The organism is Mesorhizobium sp. WSM4306, from assembly GCF_007003975.1.
Taxonomy (GTDB): domain Bacteria; phylum Pseudomonadota; class Alphaproteobacteria; order Rhizobiales; family Rhizobiaceae; genus Mesorhizobium.
In genome coordinates, this window is the sequence record NZ_VFTC01000001.1 from 178,685 (window position 1) to 197,186 (window position 18,502).

17 protein-coding genes are annotated in these 18,502 nt (G+C 63.6%); 5 read left to right on the top strand and 12 right to left on the bottom strand.

What is annotated here, in order from left to right:
* Positions 1-106 precede the first annotated feature (106 nt).
* From FJV77_RS00975 to cpaB, 9 genes are all read right to left on the bottom strand, one after another.
* Positions 107-577: a hypothetical protein gene (locus FJV77_RS00975; RefSeq protein WP_142865007.1), complete on the bottom strand. Its 471-nt coding sequence runs from the start codon at positions 575-577 to the stop codon at positions 107-109.
* A gap of 132 nt (positions 578-709) precedes the next feature.
* The gene (locus tag FJV77_RS00980; RefSeq protein ID WP_142865008.1) at positions 710-1,540 is read right to left on the bottom strand and encodes a hypothetical protein; all 831 of its coding nucleotides are present in this window, start codon (positions 1,538-1,540) and stop codon (positions 710-712) included.
* Positions 1,541-1,678: 138 nt separating this feature from the next.
* Positions 1,679-2,644, bottom strand: a complete 966-nt coding sequence (locus tag FJV77_RS00985) for a type II secretion system F family protein (RefSeq protein WP_142865009.1) — start codon at positions 2,642-2,644, stop codon at positions 1,679-1,681.
* A 1-nt stretch (position 2,645) separates the two neighbouring features.
* A complete protein-coding gene (locus tag FJV77_RS00990) occupies positions 2,646-3,611 on the bottom strand; it encodes a type II secretion system F family protein (RefSeq protein WP_142865010.1) in 966 nt (321 codons plus the stop codon).
* A 4-nt stretch (positions 3,612-3,615) separates the two neighbouring features.
* Positions 3,616-5,037 carry a CpaF family protein gene (locus FJV77_RS00995; protein ID WP_112564632.1) on the bottom strand — a complete coding sequence of 474 codons (1,422 nt, stop codon included), beginning with the start codon at positions 5,035-5,037 and terminating at the stop codon, positions 3,616-3,618.
* Positions 5,034-6,248, bottom strand: a complete 1,215-nt coding sequence (locus FJV77_RS01000; RefSeq protein ID WP_142865011.1) for a response regulator/pilus assembly protein — start codon at positions 6,246-6,248, stop codon at positions 5,034-5,036. The genes FJV77_RS00995 and FJV77_RS01000 overlap by 4 nt, the downstream gene beginning before the upstream one ends.
* A 44-nt stretch (positions 6,249-6,292) precedes the next feature.
* Entirely contained in the window at positions 6,293-6,559 is a 267-nt protein-coding gene (locus FJV77_RS01005) for a hypothetical protein (protein WP_142865012.1), read from the bottom strand.
* Positions 6,560-6,563: 4 nt separating this feature from the next.
* Positions 6,564-7,964 (bottom strand): type II and III secretion system protein family protein, encoded by a 1,401-nt coding sequence (locus FJV77_RS01010; RefSeq protein WP_246691102.1) that lies wholly within the window; start codon positions 7,962-7,964, stop codon positions 6,564-6,566.
* 78 nt (positions 7,965-8,042) lie between these two features.
* Entirely contained in the window at positions 8,043-8,948 is a 906-nt protein-coding gene (gene cpaB, locus FJV77_RS01015; protein ID WP_142865014.1) for a Flp pilus assembly protein CpaB, read from the bottom strand.
* Positions 8,949-9,207: 259 nt separating this feature from the next.
* Here cpaB and parE point away from each other — a divergent pair, with 259 nt between their 5' ends.
* Both parE and FJV77_RS01025 read left to right on the top strand, forming a co-directional pair.
* Positions 9,208-11,262, top strand: coding sequence for a DNA topoisomerase IV subunit B (gene parE, locus FJV77_RS01020; RefSeq protein ID WP_142865015.1), 2,055 nt, complete (start codon positions 9,208-9,210; stop codon positions 11,260-11,262).
* A gap of 44 nt (positions 11,263-11,306) precedes the next feature.
* Complete coding sequence (locus FJV77_RS01025; protein ID WP_142865016.1) at positions 11,307-13,376, top strand: FUSC family protein; 2,070 nt, start codon at positions 11,307-11,309, stop codon at positions 13,374-13,376.
* 108 nt (positions 13,377-13,484) lie between these two features.
* On the opposite strand, the gene FJV77_RS01030 is transcribed toward FJV77_RS01025, so the two are convergent.
* Positions 13,485-14,606, bottom strand: a complete 1,122-nt coding sequence (locus FJV77_RS01030; RefSeq protein WP_142865017.1) for a DUF2336 domain-containing protein — start codon at positions 14,604-14,606, stop codon at positions 13,485-13,487.
* A 152-nt stretch (positions 14,607-14,758) separates the two neighbouring features.
* Between FJV77_RS01030 and FJV77_RS01035 the strand changes: the two genes are divergently transcribed.
* Positions 14,759-15,211: a MaoC family dehydratase gene (locus tag FJV77_RS01035; RefSeq protein ID WP_142865018.1), complete on the top strand. Its 453-nt coding sequence runs from the start codon at positions 14,759-14,761 to the stop codon at positions 15,209-15,211.
* Complete coding sequence (locus FJV77_RS01040; protein WP_142865019.1) at positions 15,211-16,104, top strand: CoA ester lyase; 894 nt, start codon at positions 15,211-15,213, stop codon at positions 16,102-16,104. Before FJV77_RS01035 ends, FJV77_RS01040 begins: the two co-directional genes overlap by 1 nt.
* Here FJV77_RS01040 and FJV77_RS01045 read toward each other — a convergent pair.
* Positions 16,082-16,456: a hypothetical protein gene (locus FJV77_RS01045; protein WP_246691103.1), complete on the bottom strand. Its 375-nt coding sequence runs from the start codon at positions 16,454-16,456 to the stop codon at positions 16,082-16,084. The two genes, FJV77_RS01040 and FJV77_RS01045, sit on opposite strands and share 23 nt — an antisense overlap.
* 187 nt (positions 16,457-16,643) lie before the next feature.
* The gene (locus FJV77_RS01050; RefSeq protein ID WP_142865020.1) at positions 16,644-17,228 is read right to left on the bottom strand and encodes a nitroreductase; all 585 of its coding nucleotides are present in this window, start codon (positions 17,226-17,228) and stop codon (positions 16,644-16,646) included.
* A gap of 167 nt (positions 17,229-17,395) precedes the next feature.
* On the opposite strand from FJV77_RS01050, the gene FJV77_RS01055 reads away from it, so the two are divergent.
* Positions 17,396-18,361, top strand: coding sequence for a hypothetical protein (locus tag FJV77_RS01055; RefSeq protein ID WP_142865021.1), 966 nt, complete (start codon positions 17,396-17,398; stop codon positions 18,359-18,361).
* Positions 18,362-18,502: the final 141 nt, after the last annotated feature.

Here is an 18,502-nt window from a genome sequence, read left to right on the forward strand (position 1 = left end):
CGCGTCGAGATACCGTTTTTGGCCAGGCTTCCAGTGCAACTTTCCGACAGGGTTTACAAACCGTCGATGGATCGCGGCCGATACCGCAAACCCCGGTTGCGGAGCCTCACCCCTTGTTCAGCAGCGCCAGATTGGCGTTGACCACGGTCGGGTCGGCCATGCCCGCCCTGGCTTCCATGAGCAAGGCCCTCGCCCTCTTCTTGTTCCCGCGCAGCAGTTGCGAATAGCCCATATTGTTGACGATCTGCGGCTTGCGCCCGGCAACCTTCAACAGCTGGTCATAGGCGCGGTCGGCGAAGTCGAAGCGACCGAGCTCATCATAGGAGGCAGCCAGCCCCATCCATCCCTCGGCACTGTCGGCCTTCAGCTCCACGGCCTTGCGGAAATGCTGTTCGGCAAGACCGTAATTGGCGTCGCGGAACTGCGCCTTGCCTTGCGCCAGGTCGGACGTGCTGACGTCATTTGCCGCCGGTTGGATCGATGTGGTCTTGGTCTTGTCGACGTTCTCAGTCGTACAACCGCTGACCGCCAAGACGGCCGCTAGCGCGGCCATTGCCGTGAAACTTCTGTGACGCATGCCCCTGCCCCAATCGCCCGATTTACCGGGTCGTTCTCTGAGGATCATTTGTACAGGAGAGCGATTAAGCTTCGGTGCTGAAATGCGCTGAAAATTTGGTTTCCGGCACACCGTCCATTAACCAGCCGAGGGCTAGTCTGGCTCCAGGGCCTTGAGCCCCGCCGGGAACTGATAGCGGCTGCCGTCGTAGCGCAGCCGGTAGGTCCGCTTCACTGCTTTGCCCGGGTGGGACTGGCACTCGCCATTCTTGTCGGGAGAAGGTTGGTCGGTATCCATCTGCTCGACCACGGTGATGTCGTGATAGCCGTGGTGGCTCGCCGGGCTCATCGCCAGGCTGACTTGGCTGGAATAAAAAGATCCGGCGCAATTGGTATCGCCTTCGCCGCCAAAGCCGGCCACGGCGAGGCCGTCGAGCACCGTCCACAAGGCATCGCCGTCAAGGGCATAGAGCCGCAAGTCGGTTTCTCTGAAGGGATTGGGCTGCGAATTGTTTGCCATGTCGATGCGCAGGCCGAAGGCCGTGACTTTGGGCGCCAGCTCATAGCGGCCGGTATCGAATTCGATGTCGCGGATAGCTATGGCATCGTCATTCATGAGCTCGGGCTGCAGCAGGCGCTGGCGCACCTGCAGGCTGTTCCTGTCGACGACCAGAAGCTCGATATCGCCGATATGTCGGTCGTCGCGGGATTGGTCCCTGTCGATCAGCGGCACTGCGACCAACAGCAGGTCGTCATGGGCAGGCCATATCTTGCAGACCAGACCAAACGGCGTATCCGGGAGCGTCAGGGCGATGCTGGTACGGGGTTCGAGCGTGAACGAGGCGCCGTCTGCGCTCTTTCGGGCCTTGGGATAGGCCTGCTGCACCAAAGCGGCAGCATCGCCGCAATCAGTGACCGCGGCTCGGGCGGGCGACAAGCTGATGGCGGCGAGGCCAAGGAAGATGGTGCTCAACAGCGTTCGCATGGGCTTCTCACTCATTTTTGGATTTGGCCTGAGACGAGGAAGGTCACAAAGCGACCAGATTGGCCGGGTTGCGAAATCCAGGCAGAGCGTAGTTGAAGTGAGTAACCGCAGAAAGCCGCCCGGCAGCCCTCTTGGTATCTATTGAACCGCCGTCATTTTGACGATGATCGGAATGACGGCGATCATCAGCACAACCGGCAGGATGCACACCACCACCGGCACCGACATCTTGGCCGGCAAGGCATGCGCCTTTTCCTCGGCCAGCGACATGCGCTTGTGGCGCATTTCGTCGGAGAACACACGCAGCGCCCCGGCGAGGCTGGTGCCGAGTTCCTTGGACTGCTGCAGGAGCGTGGCGAAGGAGCGCACCTCGTCAAGGCTGAGGCGGTCGGCGAGCGCCTTCAAGGCATCGTCGAGGCTGCGGCCAGCCCTCAGTTCCAGCGACACCAACTGCAAGTTCTGGCTGAGCGACGGATAGGTCTTGGCCAGTTCCTTCGAGACGCGCTCGATGCCGGCTTCCATGCTCATGCCGGCATCGGAACAGACGATCATCAAATCCATGAAGTCGGGAAAGCCGTTACGGTATTCGCGCATCTTTTCCCGCACCTTCTGGCTGAGCACCAGGCCGGGCGCGAAATAGCCGGCGGCTCCCGACAGGATGATGAAGGCCCAGCGGCTGGTCGCGGTGGAATCGGCGCTGGCCATCCATTGGTTGACCAGGAACGCGCCGATCGCTGCGCCCACGAGGCAGGCGAAGCGGATCAGGAAGAACGTGCCGACTGCGCGCGGCTCCATGTAGCCCGCCTGGATCAGCTTCATGCGCAGCCGGGCGACATTTTCCGGATCGCTCTTGGCGTAGAATTCCTGCGCCCGCTTCACCGCCTTCTCGCGCACGACGCTCTGGCTCTTCTTCGGCGCCGCCTCGAGCTGTTCGGGAGCCTTCCTGTCGTCGACCTTGAGCCGGCGCTTGAGATCGTTGCGGTCGCCTTTGGCCAACACCAGCGGCCATGCCACCGCGCCGCCGCCCAATGCCAGGAGCAGCGCGGCCACCGGCATCATCGAGGTCGGCGCCAGCGAGGCGAGGAACTGGATCACCTGTTCCATCTCAGAACCGGAAGTTCGACATCTTGAACATGATGATGTTGCCCAGCATCAGCCATGTCACCGAGCCGCCCAGCAGGTACCAGGTCTTCGGCACATCCCAGACCTGGCTGTAAAATTGCGGCATCAGCACCATGATTGCGGCGAACAGCAGCGCCGGAACCGCCGTCAGGATGTAGGCCGACATACGGCCTTCCGTCGAAATGGCGCGCACCTTGCGGCGCAGCTTGCCGCGCTCGCGGATGGTCGTCGACAGCCCATCGAGGATCTCGCGCAGATTGCCGCCCGAACTCGTCTGGATCGACACCGCCGTAACGAACAGCGGCAGATCCTCCTGGCCGACCCGGTCGAACAGTGAGTTCAACGCCGAGACCAGGTCGGAACCATAGGTTACCTCGTCGGAGATAACGCCGAACTCTGTGCCGATCGGATCGGGCATCTCGCGCGACACCATGGAGATCGCCACCGGAACCGGATGCCCGGCTTTAAGGCCGCGCGTGATCAACTCCAGCGCTTCCGGCAGTTGCACGCCGAACCGCTTGACCCGGCGGCTGCGCTTGGCACGCAGCACCAGCACCGGCAGCAGTGGCGCGAGCATCACAAACAGCAAGATGGCGAGCAGCAGCGGCAGACCGTACCAGAGCGCGGTGAGCATCATCGCCAGCGCCACGCCCGTCGTGATCATCAGGAATTTCGGCAACGGCATCACCATGCCCGACTGCGTGCGCAAGGCGCGAAAACGATCGGGCGAGAACAGCGAGGTGCCGGCGTCCAGGCCGCGCTCCTTGCGCAGCTGGATCAGCACCTGTTCCTGGCTGATCTTGTTTTCCTGCAGCTTCATGCGCCGGTTGATGGCCAGGCGCTTGTCGCTACGGCCGGCATAAAGCAGATAACAGCCTTCGGCGATCATGATGCCGGTCAGCGCTGCCGCGGCATAGACGACATAGATCGGGCTGAAACTCTCGAACACAAGCCTACTCCTGCGGTCGGCCGGGTTCGAAATATTTACCGGGGAATTCGATGCCCATATTGCGCAGATCCTCAAGAAAGCGCGGGCGAATGCCGGTCGCCTCGTAGTGACCGAGGATGGTGCCGTCGGCTTCCATGCCAGTGCGCACGAAGCGGAATATCTCCTGCATCTGGATCACGTCGCCTTCCATGCCGGTCACCTCGGCGACGCTGGTAACCTTGCGCTTGCCGTCGGACAGGCGCGTCAGCTGGACGATAAGGTCGAGCGCGCTGGCGATCTGGCTGCGGATCGACTGCACCGTCATCGGCATGCCGGTCATGCCCAGCATCTGCTCGAGACGTGAAATGGCGTCGCGCGGCGTGTTGGCGTGGATGGTCGCCATCGAACCTTCATGGCCCGTGTTCATCGCCTGCAGCATGTCGAAGGCCTCCTCGCCGCGGCACTCGCCGAGGATGACGCGGTCGGGGCGCATACGCAGCGCGTTCTTGACCAGATCGCGCTGTTTCAGCTCGCCATGACCTTCGATGTTGGCGGGGCGCGTTTCCATGCGCGCGACATGCGGCTGCTGCAATTGCAGTTCGGCCGCGTCCTCGATGGTGATCAGCCGCTCGTCTTCCGGAATGAAGGCCGACAGCGCGTTGAGCATCGTCGTCTTGCCGGTGCCGGTACCGCCGGAGATGATGGTCGTCTTGCGGGCATGCACGGCGGCGGCCAGCACCTCGGCCATGTTCTGGGTGATGGCGCCGAACTCAACCAGTTTGTGCAGGCCGAGCTTGTTCTTGGAAAACTTGCGGATCGACACCAGCGGCCCGTCGACGCCCACCGGCCGAATGGCTGCGTTGAAGCGTGAGCCGTCGAGCATGCGGGCATCGACCATCGGCTGCGATTCGTCGACCCGGCGACCAACGGCGGCGACGATCTTGTTGATGATGCGCAACAGGTGCGCCTCATCCTTGAACGGGATGTGGACCTGCTGCAGCTTGCCGCGTTTTTCGACGAAGCAGTTCTGGTGGCCGTTGATCAGGATGTCGTTGATGTCGGGGTCCTTGAGCAGCGGCTCCAGCGGACCGAGGCCGACCATCTCGTCGACGATGTCGTCGACCAGCGACTCGAGCTCGACGGTGTTGATCGCCATCCGCTCCTGGCGGGTCTTTTCCGACACGAATTCCTGCACCTGCCGGCGCATTTCTTCCTTGGGCAGGCGCTCCAGCGCGACAAGGTTGATTTCCTCGAGCAGCAGACGGTGGATGCGCACGCGGGCGTCGAGCACCTTGTTGGCGCTTTTTCCCGGTGTCGTATCCGGCTTCGGCGGCAAGGCCTTGCGGATCGTCGGAATGACCACGGCGTGGTGTGCAACCGGCGCCGCATCGGCCGGCTTCAGCGGGCGGACGTCACGGTTTTGCAGGGTCGAGAAGCGGCTGGTCATCCGGCTTTCCTCTTCAGGAGGCCCCTGCCGATACCGAACAGCGAGCGCGATTTCTCCGGCGTCGCCACGGCTTCCTCCGGCAGGATGATCTTCTTCAGATCGTTGACGACATTGGCGTTCGGGTCGATCTCGTGCAGCGGCACGCCGCGATCGACCGCTTCGCGCACCAGCCGATAATTGTTGGAGATGCCGCCGACGAAATGCTCGCCGAGGATTTCCTGGACATCCGCCTGCTTGATGCCGTTGTCGAACATCTTCTGCTCGAACCGGTTGACGATGACATTCGGCTTCACTTCCTTGCCGGCCGTCTCGTAGACCGCCTGGATCAGCCGTTGTGTGTGACGCAGGCACGGCACCGTCATTTCGGCGACGATGTAGAGCTTGTTGGAGCCGAGCAGCACCGTCTCCGTCCACGGAAACCAGGTGCGCGGCATGTCGATGACGACATTGTCGAAATAGGCCGAGACGAGATCAAGCATGCGCACCACGACATCGGTCTTGAACGACCGCATTTCCGATGGATGCGTGGGTGCGGCCAGCACGCAGAGCCCGCTGGCATGCTTGGACAGCATCACATCCAGCAGCTGCCGGTCGAGGCGCTCGGGCTGGTTCTCGATTTCGGTGATGTCGAAGCGCGGCTCAAGGTCGAGATATTCGGCGCAGGCGCCCTGCTGGAAATTGAGGTCGACCACGCAGGTCGACGCGCCGCGCGTCACCGAATGATGCAGCTGGAAGGCGGTCTGCAGCGCCAGCGTCGTGGTGCCGACGCCGCCGGCAGCCGGCATGAAGGTGTAGATCTGCGACTCGGTGTTTTCCTCGCGCCCCGGGCCTTGCAGCGCACGGATGACAGAACGGACCAGGTCCGCGGTGGTGATCGGCTTGACCAAAAAATCGGCGACCTGGAGCTGCACCAGGATGCGCACCGCGGCGGCGTTGAACTCCTGGGTGACGACGACGACCGGAACCCGGCCTTCGAGCCGGCGCATGATGCGCTGCAGCGACTCGATCTCTTCCAGCTTTGCCGCATCCATGTCGACGATAAGCGCGCCGAAATCGGCTTCCTGGACCTCGCCGCGCAGTTCGGAAATGTTCTTCTCGACGGTCGAAAGCTGGATCACCTCCGAGGCCGCGAATGCCGTGCGCGTATCCTGCACAAAGGTCCGGTCGCTGGACACCAGCAGGATTTTCTTGGTCTTGATGCCGCTTGCCATTTTGTCAGCCTGTCAGGTCGTTCCCGGTCAAATCGCCAGGCAAATCAATCGGTTGTCGCTGTTGGTTGCACGGCCTTGGCGGCAGCCGCCTGATCGGCGGCGTTGACCGCCGCCTCACTGCGCTGCGCCGGCACCAGCAGCCTGGTGTTCTGGACGCCGTACTTCCAGGGATCGACCATCTGCATGGCCGTATTGGCGGCTTGTGCGTTGCCGGCGGCCGTCGTCGGCCCCTCGCTGCGGATATAGTCGTCGCTGGTGCAGCCGCCGGCGAGGCCGGCGAACAGCAGGGCAATGCATGGTCCCACGCGCATGGCTTCAATCCTTCGGCAGGTCGAGGAAATGCCCGACCGTGGTGACCGGCGCCGGCTGTGCCGTGCTGCCGCTGGCCATTGCCATTGCACGGTTGGCGTCGGACGTTTTCACTTCTTCGGTGTTGTTGAGGAAATAGTCGACATTGCTGGCCGGTTGCGTGCCGTCGGTCGGCTCAAGCAACTTCTTCGACGGATCGACCGGCTTGACCAGATAGGGGGTGACGATAATCACCAGGTCGGTCTCGCGCCGCTGATAGGATTTCGAGGAGAACAGCGAGCCGAGCACCGGCAGCTTGCCGAGGCCGGGAAGACGCGACGTGGTGATATCGTTCTGCGATTGCAGCAGACCGGCGATCATGAAGCTCTGGCCGTTCTTCAGGTCGACCGACGTCCTGGCGCGCCGCACGATGAAGCCCGGCACCGAAATCTCACCGATGTTGTAGGAGGCCGAGGCATCGATCGAAGAGACTTCCGGCGCGATGTCGAGGCTGACCAGCCCGTCCTTCAGCACGGTCGGCGTGAAATCCAGGCTGACGCCGTATTTCTTGTAGCTGACGGAGATCTTGCCATTGTCCTCGGAGACCGGGATCGGGAACTCGCCGCCGGCGAGGAAGCTTGCCGTCTGGCCCGAACGGGCGATCAGGTTCGGCTCGGCCAGCCGCCTGGCAAGGCCGCGCTCCTCCAGCGCCTTGATGGCAACGTCGATCGACAGGCCGTTCGACAGCAGCCGGCCGATGATCTCGCCATTGCCCGCCGCCGGCACCGAGCCAGGCTCGATGGTGACGTCGCGTCCGCCAAGGCCGTAAGCGAAATTGGCGCTGTACTTGGCGCCGAGATCCTGTCCGGCCTGCCGGTTGATCTCGACGAAGCGGACGTTGAGCTGAACCTGCTGCGAGGACGAGATGTTGACCGAATTGATCACTTCCTCATTGCCGGAGAAGCGGCTGGCGATCTTGCTCGCCTTCTCGGCGGCGACCGCGTCGTCCGCCTCGCCCGACAGCACGACGCGGCCGTTGGCCGAGCCGACCTTGATCTTGGCGTCCGGCACGCTGGCGCGAATGGTGCTGGCCAGCTGGTCGGTATCCAGCGTCACCTCGATGTCGACGGTGCCGACCAGCTGCTTGTTCTCGTCGAACAGCGCGATGCCGGTGGTGCCGAGATTGTTGCCCAGCACATAGAAAGATTTGTCGGTCAGCGGATTGACGTTGGCGATCTCCGGATCGCCGATGACGATCTGGTAGAAGGCGGCATTGGTCATGATCGTCTTCGGCTTGCCCTTGGCCACCTTGATCGACGCATTCTTGGTCGAAGACACGTAGACGATGTCGTTGTCGGCCCTGGCCGGCGCGCTGAGGCCGAGCATTGCGGCCGCGGCGAGGCAAGCCGCCATCGCAAGCGCCCGCATTGGGCGCAGCCCTTTCGTCACCCGATATGCATGAAGTCCCGACATCTGTCCCGTCCCTCGTCCGGTCCCCACCGGCAGTTATGGCTGGTCCCGCGCAGGAACCTGGTATTCCTCGACCTGCGTGCCGCGCGTCACGATGATCGTCTTGAATTTCGGCTTCTCAGGCTCCTTGGTCGCGGCAGTGAACAGCGCGCCGGCCGCAGCCTGGACACCGGAGGCGACCGACCCGCCGAAGGATGAGATGGTGGTGACGCCGTCCTTTGCGGCACCGCCGTCGGCGGAGGAGCGCAGCGACAGCGACAAGGTGCCGACGGTGCGGGCAAGCGCCACTTTCTGCGCGCCGTCGGTCGTCACCTCGATGGTCACGGAATTGGCGATCTGCGGCGTGGTCTGGCGCTCGTCGGCGCCCTGCCCGACGGTCAGCACCTTGGCGTCGGCGACGACGATTTCGGAGGTAACGGTCGAACCGGCCGCGCCTTGCGCATTCTTGGCCACTTCCTGGATTTCGCCGGCATCGCGTGTCAGCACCACGTCGACGCGGTCGCCCGGCATCACGAAGCCGCCGACACCGGCGATCTCGTCGGTGCGGATGGTCACCGCCCGCATGCCGGGCGTCATCATGTTGGACAGGGTCGCGCGGCCGTTCGGCCCCGACAGCTTGCTGAGCAGCACCGGCTCGTTGATCTCGATCGGCGACAGCACAACGCGGCTGCCTTCGGCAAGCAACGCATTGATGGTGGTGAAGGCGCCCTGCGGCACCGACGCTTCCGACCACGGGATTTCGGTGAGCTGTGCGCGATCAAGTTCCATGCCGTAACGCAACGGTGCGTTGGCCACCACAATGGTCTTGAACTCGACTTTTGGGGTCACGGGCGCCGGGATCGCCGCCGTCTTTTCCTCGGCATCGGTCCTGGCCTGGCTCTTGACCCAGAAATCCGCGGCAAAGATCGAGATCGCGCCGAAGACGGCGGCGATGCCGATCATGGTTATGGCCTTGCCCCTCACAACTAACCCCTGACACCTGGTGGTCTTTTGTTTATTGAGGCCCACACTAGGCCGCTTTGGTAAAGATTCAGGAATCCCGGCCGGTCCGCACGGACCTATTTCCGCCGGCTTGGTTATCGAAAGGTTTTAGGATAAGAAGGGGTTAAATCCCCGAACGTAACAGGAACTTCCGTCGCTTGGCGCTGAAAAGCGTGGCAGTATCGACGGGTGATTCGCGGCACCGGATTCTATGGCAGGCATGGACGACAACAACGATCTTTTCGGCAATCTGGAAAAGCAGCCGCAACCGACCCGGACACCGGCGCGCCCAGCCGATCCGCTGGTGCAGGCCGCGAAACGCCCTGTTGCGACCAAGGATGGCAGCGAAGGCTACAGCGCTGCCGACATCGAGGTGCTGGAAGGGCTGGAGCCGGTGCGGCGCCGTCCCGGCATGTATATTGGCGGCACCGATGACAAGGCGATGCACCATCTGTTCGCCGAGGTCATCGACAATTCGATGGACGAGGCGGTCGCCGGCCATGCCACCTTCATCGACGTCGAGCTTTCGGCCGACGGGTTTTTGACCGTTACCGACAATGGACGCGGCATCCCGGTCGATCCGCATCCGAAATTCAAGAAGCCGGCGCTCGAAGTCATCATGACGACGCTGCATTCGGGCGGCAAATTCGACTCCAAGGTTTATGAGACCTCGGGCGGCCTGCACGGCGTCGGCGTCTCCGTCGTCAATGCGCTGTCGGACCATCTCGAGGTCGAAGTGGCGCGAGGCCGCCAGCTCTACCGCCAAAGATTCTCTCGCGGCGTTCCGGTGAGCGGGCTGGAGCAGCTCGGCGAAGTACACAACCGCCGAGGCACCAAGATCCGCTTCCATCCCGACGAGCAGATCTTCGGCAAGGGCGCGGCCTTCGAGCCGGCGCGGCTCTATCGCATGACGCGCTCGAAAGCCTATCTGTTCGGCGGTGTCGAGATCCGCTGGAGCTGCGATCCGTCTCTGATCAAGGAAAAGGACCAGACGCCGGCCAAGGCGGAATTCCATTTCCCCGGCGGCCTGAAGGACTACCTCAAGGCGTCGCTCGGCGACGACTTCCAGGTGACGCGCGAAATCTTCGCCGGCAAGAGCGAGAAGCAGGGCGGCCATGGCTCGCTGGAATGGGCGGTGACCTGGTTCGGCGGCGACGGCTTCATCAATTCTTACTGCAACACCATCCCGACCGGCGAAGGCGGCACGCACGAAGCCGGCTTCCGCAATGTGCTGACACGCGGGCTTCGCGCCTATGCCGACCTCGTCGGCAACAAGCGCGCCTCGATCGTCACCTCCGAAGACGTCATGATCTCGGCGGCAGGCATGCTGTCGGTGTTCATCCGCGAGCCGGAATTCGTCGGCCAGACCAAGGATCGGCTGGCGACGATCGAGGCCATTCGCATTGTCGAGACCGCCATCCGCGATCCCTTCGACCACTGGCTGGCCGACAATCCGCAGGAAGCCTCCAAGCTCTTGGAATGGGTGATCGCGCGCGCCGACGAGCGGGTGCGCCGGCGCCAGGAAAAGGAAGTGTCGCGCAAGAGCGCGGTGCGCAAGCTCAGGCTGCCCGGCAAGCTCGCCGACTGCACGCAGAATGCCGCGGCGGGTGCGGAACTCTTCATCGTCGAAGGCGACTCGGCCGGCGGCTCGGCCAAGCAGGCGCGCGACCGCGCCAGCCAGGCGGTCCTTCCGCTGCGCGGCAAAATCCTCAACGTCGCCAGCGCCGGCAACGATAAGCTGGCCGCCAATCAGCAGATCTCGGACCTGATCCAGGCGCTCGGCTGCGGCACGCGCTCAAAATACCGCGACGAGGATCTGCGCTATGACCGCGTGATCATCATGACCGATGCCGACGTCGACGGCGCCCACATCGCCTCGCTGCTGATCACCTTCTTCTACCAGGAAATGCCGAACCTGGTGAATGGCGGCCATCTCTATCTGGCGGTGCCGCCGCTCTATTCGATCCGGCAAGGCGGCAAGGTCGCCTACGCCCGCGACGATGCGCACAAGGACGAGCTCTTGCGCACCGAGTTCACCGGCCGCGCCAAGGTCGAGATCGGCCGTTTCAAGGGCCTGGGCGAGATGATGGCCGCGCAGCTCAAGGAAACCACCATGGACCCGAGGAAGCGCACGCTGCTCAGGGTCGATGTCATCGATGCCGTGGCGGCGACCAAGGATGCGGTCGATGCGCTGATGGGAACCAAGCCTGAGGCCCGCTTCCGCTTCATCCAGGAACGCGCCGAATTCGCCGCAACGGAAGTGCTGGATATCTGAGCGTCAGCCGGCCTAGCCTGCGCTTCCGATACGGAGACCAGCTTGTGATCTGGGCACGGCTGAAGAGCTATTTCGAAGCCAGTTTGGCGGGGCTGACTCAGCCGACACGCTCGGACTGGATTTTCGCGCTGCGCACCGTTTCGGCCGGCCTGATCGCGCTTCTCGTTGCCTACGCGCTAAAACTCGACCACCCGCAATGGGCGATGATGACGGTCTTCATCGTCGCCCAGCCGGTCGCCGGCATGGTGCTGGCGAAAGGCTTTTACCGGCTGCTCGGCACGCTGGCCGGCGGGCTTGCGGCGATTGGCATCAGCTCGATTTTCGGCGCCAATCCATGGCTTCTGGTGACTGCCCTGTCCGTCTGGATCGGCCTGTGCACGCTGGTTTCGTCGCTGCTGCGCAACCCGGAAGCCTATGGCGCCGCACTTGCTGGTTATACCGCAATGATCATCGGTCTGCCGGCTTTCGGCCAACCGCATGTGATCGTCGATCTCGCTGTCGCGCGTTGCGCCGAGATCGTTCTCGGCATTGTCTGCGCCGGGCTGACCAGCCGGCTGATCCTGCCCAAGCTGGCGGCCGAGGCCATCATCTCCAGGCTGAAGCGCAGCATCCTCGACCTTGCCATCTATGCCGGCGGCGCTTTTTCCGGCGGCGACCCGGCGACGCTGGCCGGCCTGCATCGCAAGCTGATCAGCGACGCCCAGACGCTGGCCGAGATGCGCACCTATGCCCGGCTCGAAGCGCCGAGCTTCGCCACCCGCGCCCATCCGGTCCGGCGCACCATTGGCCAGCTCCTGTCGGCGCTGTCGGCGGCGCGCGCGCTGCATTCGCACGCCGCGCCGAAAAACGCAGCACTCATCCCGGTGCGCTCCGAACTGCAGTCGCTGGTCAGCGAACTTGCAGCCACGCCCGAGGCGCTGGACGACACGTCACCATGGGTGACGCGGCTCGACGCGATTGCCGGCAAGGCCCGGCAAATGCCCGACGCCTCGACCGATCAAGGCGACGACAGGGTCGGAACCATAACGCGCCTCACCATCGCCGCCGATTTCGCCGAAGCCTTCAAGCAGGTGCTGCGCGGCCTCGACGCTTTGCACGCACCGGTGACCCGTCCTGGTCAAGGCAACAGGCAGCAGCCCGCGCTGGTGGTGCACCGCGACTACCCCGGCGCTTTTCGCAATGCCATACGCGCGGCCCTCGCCACGCTGGCGGTCGCCGCCTTCTGGCTGACGACGAAATGGTCCGACGCGGCCGGCACCGTCATTCTTGTTGCTGTCGTCTCCAGTCTTTTCGCCGCCCGGCCTGACCCGGTGCAGGTGTCATGGGGCTTCTTCAGGGGAACGCTGCTGGCTTTGCCCTTTGCCTTCCTTGTCGGCCAGGTCGCGCTGCCTGCCCTGCCCGGCTTCGGCTGGTTCACGCTGTTTGTCGTGCCGATCCTGATACCGACGGCGCTGGGCATGGCCAATCCGCGCACTGTTGGTGTGGCGACCGCCTTTGCCATCAATTTCCTGGCCTTCCTCAGCCCGCATCAGGCGATGACCTATGCTCCGGGCCCGTTCTTCGCCGGCTCGGCGTCGGTGCTGGTCGGCATCCTGCTGGCGATCGGCGTCTTCATCGTGGTGCTGCCCGCCGACCCATGGCTCGCGGCCAACCGCATCGTGCGCGCCATGCGTGAGGACCTGGCCCGGCTTTGCCTGCATGAGCGTGTTCCGCGGCGTTCGGCCTTCGAGAGCCTGGCCTATGACCGCATCAACCAGCTGATGCCGCTCTTGCAGAATGCCGGCAGGAAAGGCGATGCCATCCTCGGCGGCAGCGTCGCCGCCGTCACCGTCGGGCTCGAAATCCTGCGCCTGCGCACCGCGCAGCAAAGCCCGGCCATTCCTTCCGAAACCGCGCTCTCGATCGGCAATTTCTTGCGCGGACTGGCACGTGAACTGCTGTTTCGCGCACCAGGCGATCCCCAGACAGCAACAATCGCTGTCGCCCGGCAATACGCAGCCGGTCTCAGCGAGCGCAGCGGCAGTGCCGACACGCTGCAGATCGCAGCCTCGCTGCGCATCATCGCCGCCGCGATCGAGGATTTCCCGGATTTTTTCGCCAAGGATCGCGGCTAAAGCGCGTCGCGCTGAAACGGATTCAAGCGACGCGCTTTAAGTCTTTGTTTTGATGCATGTCGTTATCCCAGAACCGCAGCACACTTCTGGGCGACATGCATTAGGAAGTTATGCCGCTGCGATCGCCAGCGCGTGCCCACGCGCGTTTTCGCGCAGCGCGTCGAGATGGATCGACTTGACCAGGCCGGCGAGATCGCCCTCGGTGGACTGGCCGCCGAGTTCCTTCAGCATCAGCCAGCTGACTTCCTGGACGCCGGCGACGCGCTTGCCATTGGCGACCTCGCGCCAGATCTTGAGCGCCCGCAGGATGATGGCGTGGGTGGGAGCCGCAAGGCCGGCGCCGCGAAACAGCGCCTGCAGCGCAACGTCTTGTCCGCCGGCAAGCAGCGCCCGCACCCGTTGCTCCGACTGTTGGCTGAGCGCGACCAGAGTCGATCCGAAAAAGTCGACCTTGCCATGGGCAATGGTGCGGATGATGAAACTTGCGGTCAGGTCGCCGCGCAGGCGCAGATGTTCGATGAGTGCGGCATGTTCCTCCGTGCGCGTGCCTTCGACCAGCCGCACCGAAGCCTTGACGCAGGCATCGCGCGTGACGCGCTCGGCTCTGGCCGCCCCCATCAGCGCCATCACCAGCGGTGAACCCTTCAGCGTTTCGCCGAGCTTGACCAGCAGCATGTGCCGGCAGTCGGCGGGCAGCCTGATATCGGTGACCATTGCCTCGCGCAAATGCGCGATATGGCCATGCCGCTCGGCCATGCGGCGAAAGCTGAGCGACGCTATATCGGCGCCGTCATTGGCGAGCAGCGCGGCGCACGCTTCCGGTTCGCCGATCTCGGCAATGGCCGCGGCAACCGCCATTGAAACGACCGGCCGGTCGGCGATCAGTTTTTGCGTCGCCTTGTGACCAGCAGCAACACGGTCGATCAGGTCGGCATCGGTGAGCAGCGGCGAGCGCGCCAGCACCAGGGCTGCCACTTCCGGCTGATCGGAGGCGAGCGCACTGATGATCTGCAGCGGGGCGTGATGGCTCATCGACAGTGCCTCGGCCAGCGCCAGCCGCACCTTCGACGAGGCGTCGTCAAGCAGCAGCGTCAGCGCCGCCTCCGCAGCGCAGCGGTCCTCAAAGGGCAGTTCAGCGTTGATATAGGCCCTGGCGAGCGCGCTCGCCGCGGCCGCACGCTCCGATACCTTGGCGGTGTAGATCCATTTGAGAAAATGCGAGACAACCATACTGCCTGCTTGCGCCCCTTGCCGGAAAGCTTCCGGCCCCAGGAATGACCCTAGGCAGAAAAGGTTTACGAACGGTTCACCATGTTTATTAACTGGCTTGCGGGTGGCATGGGCAGCGCCTATCAACCGTCGGGCAGCAGAGGAGAACAACGATGGCCGGGCTTTATCTCGAAGAGTTCGTCGTCGGCCATGTCTTCCGGCATACACTGCGCAAGACCGTCACCGAGAGCGACAACATGCTATTTTCGGTGATGACGCTGAACCCGCAGCCGCTGCATATCGACTTCGACTTCGCCGCCAAAAGCGAATGGGGCACGCCGCTGGTCAATTCACTGTTCACGCTCGGCCTGATGATCGGCATCTCCGTCAATGACATCACCGTGGGCACCACGGTTGCCAATCTCGGCATGAAGGAGACGGTGTTTCCGCACCCGGTTTTCCATGGCGACACCATCCGTGTCGAGACGACGGTGCTCTCGGTCCGGGAATCGAAATCGAAGCCCGACCGCGGCATCGTCGAGTTCGAGCATCGCGCCTACAATCAGAACGACGTGCTCGTCGCCAAATGCATGCGCCAGGCGATGATGATGAAAAAGGCAGCCTGATGCGCTCGCTGCTGTTCGTGCCCGGCGATTCCGAAAAGAAGCTGGAGAAAGGCTTTGGCGCCGGCGCCGACGTGGTCATCGTCGACCTCGAGGATTCCGTCGCGCCACAAAACAAGGTGGCGGCACGCGGCATCGCGGCCTGCTTCATTGCCGGCAACAGGCAGCAGACAAGCTCCGCCATCTATATCAGAGTCAACGATCTCTCGAGCGGATTGACCGACGACGATCTGGCCGCCCTGGTCTCGGCCAAACCCGACGGCATCATGCTACCGAAGTCGAACAGCGGCCAGGACGTGCAGCAGCTCTCCGCAAAGCTGCGCGTGCACGAAGCCGAAAACCGATTGCCGGACGGCGGCATAAAAATCCTGCCGATCATCACCGAGACCGCTGCCGGCGTGCTTGCCGCCGCGAGCTATGCGGGGGCAAGCGCCCGGCTTGCCGGCCTCACCTGGGGTGCGGAAGATCTGTCGGCTGCGATCGGTGCGCGCGCCGCGCGCGACGACAATGGCCGCTATACCGACGTCTTCCGTCTTGCCCGCTCCATGACCATCCTCGCTGCCGGCGCCGCCGAGGTCGCGGCCATCGACACCGTCTTTCCGAACTTCCGCGACATGGCCACCTTCCAGGCGGAGTGCATGGAAGCCGAGCGCGACGGCTTCACCGGCAAGATGGCGATCCATCCGGCGCAAGTGCCGGTCATCAACGCCGCCTTCACGCCATCGGCCGAGGCGGTGGAACGCTCGCAGGCGATCGTCTCCGCCTTTGAGGCGGCCGGAAACCCTGGCGTGGTCGGCATCGACGGCAAGATGTACGACCGGCCGCATTTGCGGCTGGCCGAACGGCTTCTGGCTCGCGCCAAGGCGGCTGGGGTTAGTCCCGCGCCAGGACGATGACCCGGTCCTCCGGCAGGTAGGTCAACGCTTCCGACTTCAGTGGGTTGACGGTGACGCCGCCCAGCGCCCGCGCATCGGTCTGCGTGGCGCGGACGCGCCGGCAACCGATGGCGATCTCGCCACGCAACCGCGCCGATTCCGCGATCGCCCAGAACGTCACCGGCTGGTCGATGGCGACATAGTCGCCGACCGGACGCATGTAGATTTCGGAGCCCTCTTCGTCGAGCAGGTCATCGAAGATCGCGGCGAGATACTGGTTCTCCGACGCCTGCGCCAGCATCAGGCTGACCAGCTGGTTGCTGACGACGAAATCGTCGGCCTTGGTCACCCCCATCGAGTCTCGTTTCTTCATGCCGCCGACGCCCCGCAACCCCAGGGTCGATGCGCCAGCGCATCACCGAAGCCGCCCTCTTAGCGTGTGTTTGGATGAAGGGCATCGCTTTTCGCGTGTGCGCGGCTAGGGAACCCACAGAATCGTCGAACCTGCCACACACGTCTGGCAAGCCACCCTGAACCGGTCACGATGGCTTGCGGACCATTCAGCCGTTCCACGGCCCCGTATAGTCCGCATAGAGTTTTGCCGGATCGGGCCGCGGCCGTTCCGGCCCCGGTCCCTGATAGGTGCCGATATGGACGAAGCCGACGACGCGCTCCTGCGGCGCCAGTCCCAGCAGCGCCCTGCCCTCAGGCACGTCGGAATACCAGTTGCTGATCATGTTGGTGCCATAGCCCAGCGCATTGGCCGCGATCATCAGATTCATCGCCGCCATGCCGCCGGACAGGAACATTTCCCATTGCGGGATTTTTGGGTTGTCCTTCGGAACCGAGACCACGCCGATCACCAGCGGCGCACGCGAAAACCGCGCCAGTTCCTGGTTCTGGCGGTTTTCCGGCAGCGGCCCTTCGCGCTGTTCGGCAAGGGCGGCCAGCTTCCTGCCTATCTCGAGGCGCGCTTCGCCGCGATAGAGGATGAAGCGCCAGGGCTTCAGCCGGCCGTGATCGGGCACGCGGCTTGCAGCCGCGATCATGATCGCGATATCGGCATCGCTGGGCGCCGGTTCCTTCAACTCAGGGATCGGCGCGGAATTTCGGGTCAGCAGGAAGTCGATGATCGGCGACACCATGGGGGCCTGGTCTCCTTAAGCATTCGATTTTGAGCTGAAGCGCGCCATCGCGGATCGGGGCGGCTCGGGCAATTGGCGCGGACGCGCCGGACGAAAGAGCCTGTTGCCAAGGCGGATCGGACTCTTAAGCCTTGAAATTGCCACCGCCTTGGGCTTCAACGCAAGGCATGTTTGAGGGGACATTGCGCCTTTTCCTGATCTGGCTCGCCGCCGCGCTGTTGATGGTGCCGGCTTCAATGGCCATGGCGCAGAATGCCGACGGCATCTCCAATCTGAAACTCCCCGATATTTCGAGTTATACATCGCCCAAGAGCGAGACGTCGCTGGCGCTCAGTGGCGGTGGCGCCATAACGTTGTCGGCGCAGCTCACCGACAAGGGCGCCGACATCACCCGCGGCATTGTCTGGCGCGTCTTCAAGCCCGAAGCCTCCAGCGACGGCAAGCTGCCGATGGTCGCTTCGGCGCATGGCGGGACCGCCGTATTCCAGCTCCAACCCGGCAGCTATCTCGTCCATGCGTCCTACGGACGCGCCGGCGCCACCAAGCGCATCACTGTCGGCAAGGACGCCAAGCGCGAGAGCCTGGTGCTCGATGCCGGCGGCCTTAAGCTGGATGCGGTGCTGTCGGGCGGCGTACGCATTCCGCCGAAAAAGCTGCGCTTTTCCATCTATGAGGGCACCGCCGAGGCCAATGGCGACCGCGCCTTGATCATCCCCGATGTCGAGCCGAACAGCGTCGTGCGGCTCAACGCCGGCGTCTACCATGTCGTCTCGACCTATGGCGCGGTGAATGCCGTCATTCGCTCCGACATCCGCGTCGAGGCCGGCAAGCTGACCGAAGCAACGGTCGAGCATCGTGCGGCCGAGATGACCATGAAGCTGGTGCGCGAGACCGGCGGCGAAGCTATCGCCGATACATCCTGGTCGCTGCTCAACGAATCCGGCGACCCGATCAAGGAAGCCGTCGGCGCCTTCGCCTCGATGGTGCTGGCCGAAGGCCAATACACCATCATCGCCAAGAACCGCGACCGCATCTACCAGAAGGATTTTACCGTCGTCGCCGGACAGAACCAGGAGATCGAGGTGCTGGCCACGGAGGCCTCGGCGATCGATCCCGAGGAAGGCGCCGACTAGATCGTGGACTCATAAACCCGAAGCCACAGCCGGACGGATGGACCTTGCGATTCGTTTCTAGGCACCGGTTGGAGTGGCTACGATCAGGCATTCGTGGTATGTTTTTGCCGCCTTGAAAGCATGACGCGTACTGCGGATTGC

Coding starts and splice junctions, on each gene's coding strand:
- FJV77_RS01005 (WP_142865012.1), bottom strand. CDS start 6,559: ATGCGCGTGGGACCATGCATTGCCCTGCTGTTCGCCGGCCTCGCCGGC.
- FJV77_RS00980 (WP_142865008.1), bottom strand. CDS start 1,540: ATGCGAACGCTGTTGAGCACCATCTTCCTTGGCCTCGCCGCCATCAGC.
- FJV77_RS01010 (WP_246691102.1), bottom strand. CDS start 7,964: ATGCGGGCGCTTGCGATGGCGGCTTGCCTCGCCGCGGCCGCAATGCTC.
- FJV77_RS01030 (WP_142865017.1), bottom strand. CDS start 14,606: ATGGTTGTCTCGCATTTTCTCAAATGGATCTACACCGCCAAGGTATCG.
- FJV77_RS01040 (WP_142865019.1), top strand. CDS start 15,211: ATGCGCTCGCTGCTGTTCGTGCCCGGCGATTCCGAAAAGAAGCTGGAG.
- cpaB (WP_142865014.1), bottom strand. CDS start 8,948: ATGATCGGCATCGCCGCCGTCTTCGGCGCGATCTCGATCTTTGCCGCG.
- parE (WP_142865015.1), top strand. CDS start 9,208: ATGGACGACAACAACGATCTTTTCGGCAATCTGGAAAAGCAGCCGCAA.
- FJV77_RS01045 (WP_246691103.1), bottom strand. CDS start 16,456: ATGAAGAAACGAGACTCGATGGGGGTGACCAAGGCCGACGATTTCGTC.
- FJV77_RS01000 (WP_142865011.1), bottom strand. CDS start 6,248: ATGGCAAGCGGCATCAAGACCAAGAAAATCCTGCTGGTGTCCAGCGAC.
- FJV77_RS01055 (WP_142865021.1), top strand. CDS start 17,396: ATGTTTGAGGGGACATTGCGCCTTTTCCTGATCTGGCTCGCCGCCGCG.
- FJV77_RS00975 (WP_142865007.1), bottom strand. CDS start 577: ATGCGTCACAGAAGTTTCACGGCAATGGCCGCGCTAGCGGCCGTCTTG.
- FJV77_RS00985 (WP_142865009.1), bottom strand. CDS start 2,644: ATGGAACAGGTGATCCAGTTCCTCGCCTCGCTGGCGCCGACCTCGATG.
- FJV77_RS01050 (WP_142865020.1), bottom strand. CDS start 17,228: ATGGTGTCGCCGATCATCGACTTCCTGCTGACCCGAAATTCCGCGCCG.
- FJV77_RS00995 (WP_112564632.1), bottom strand. CDS start 5,037: ATGACCAGCCGCTTCTCGACCCTGCAAAACCGTGACGTCCGCCCGCTG.
- FJV77_RS01035 (WP_142865018.1), top strand. CDS start 14,759: ATGGCCGGGCTTTATCTCGAAGAGTTCGTCGTCGGCCATGTCTTCCGG.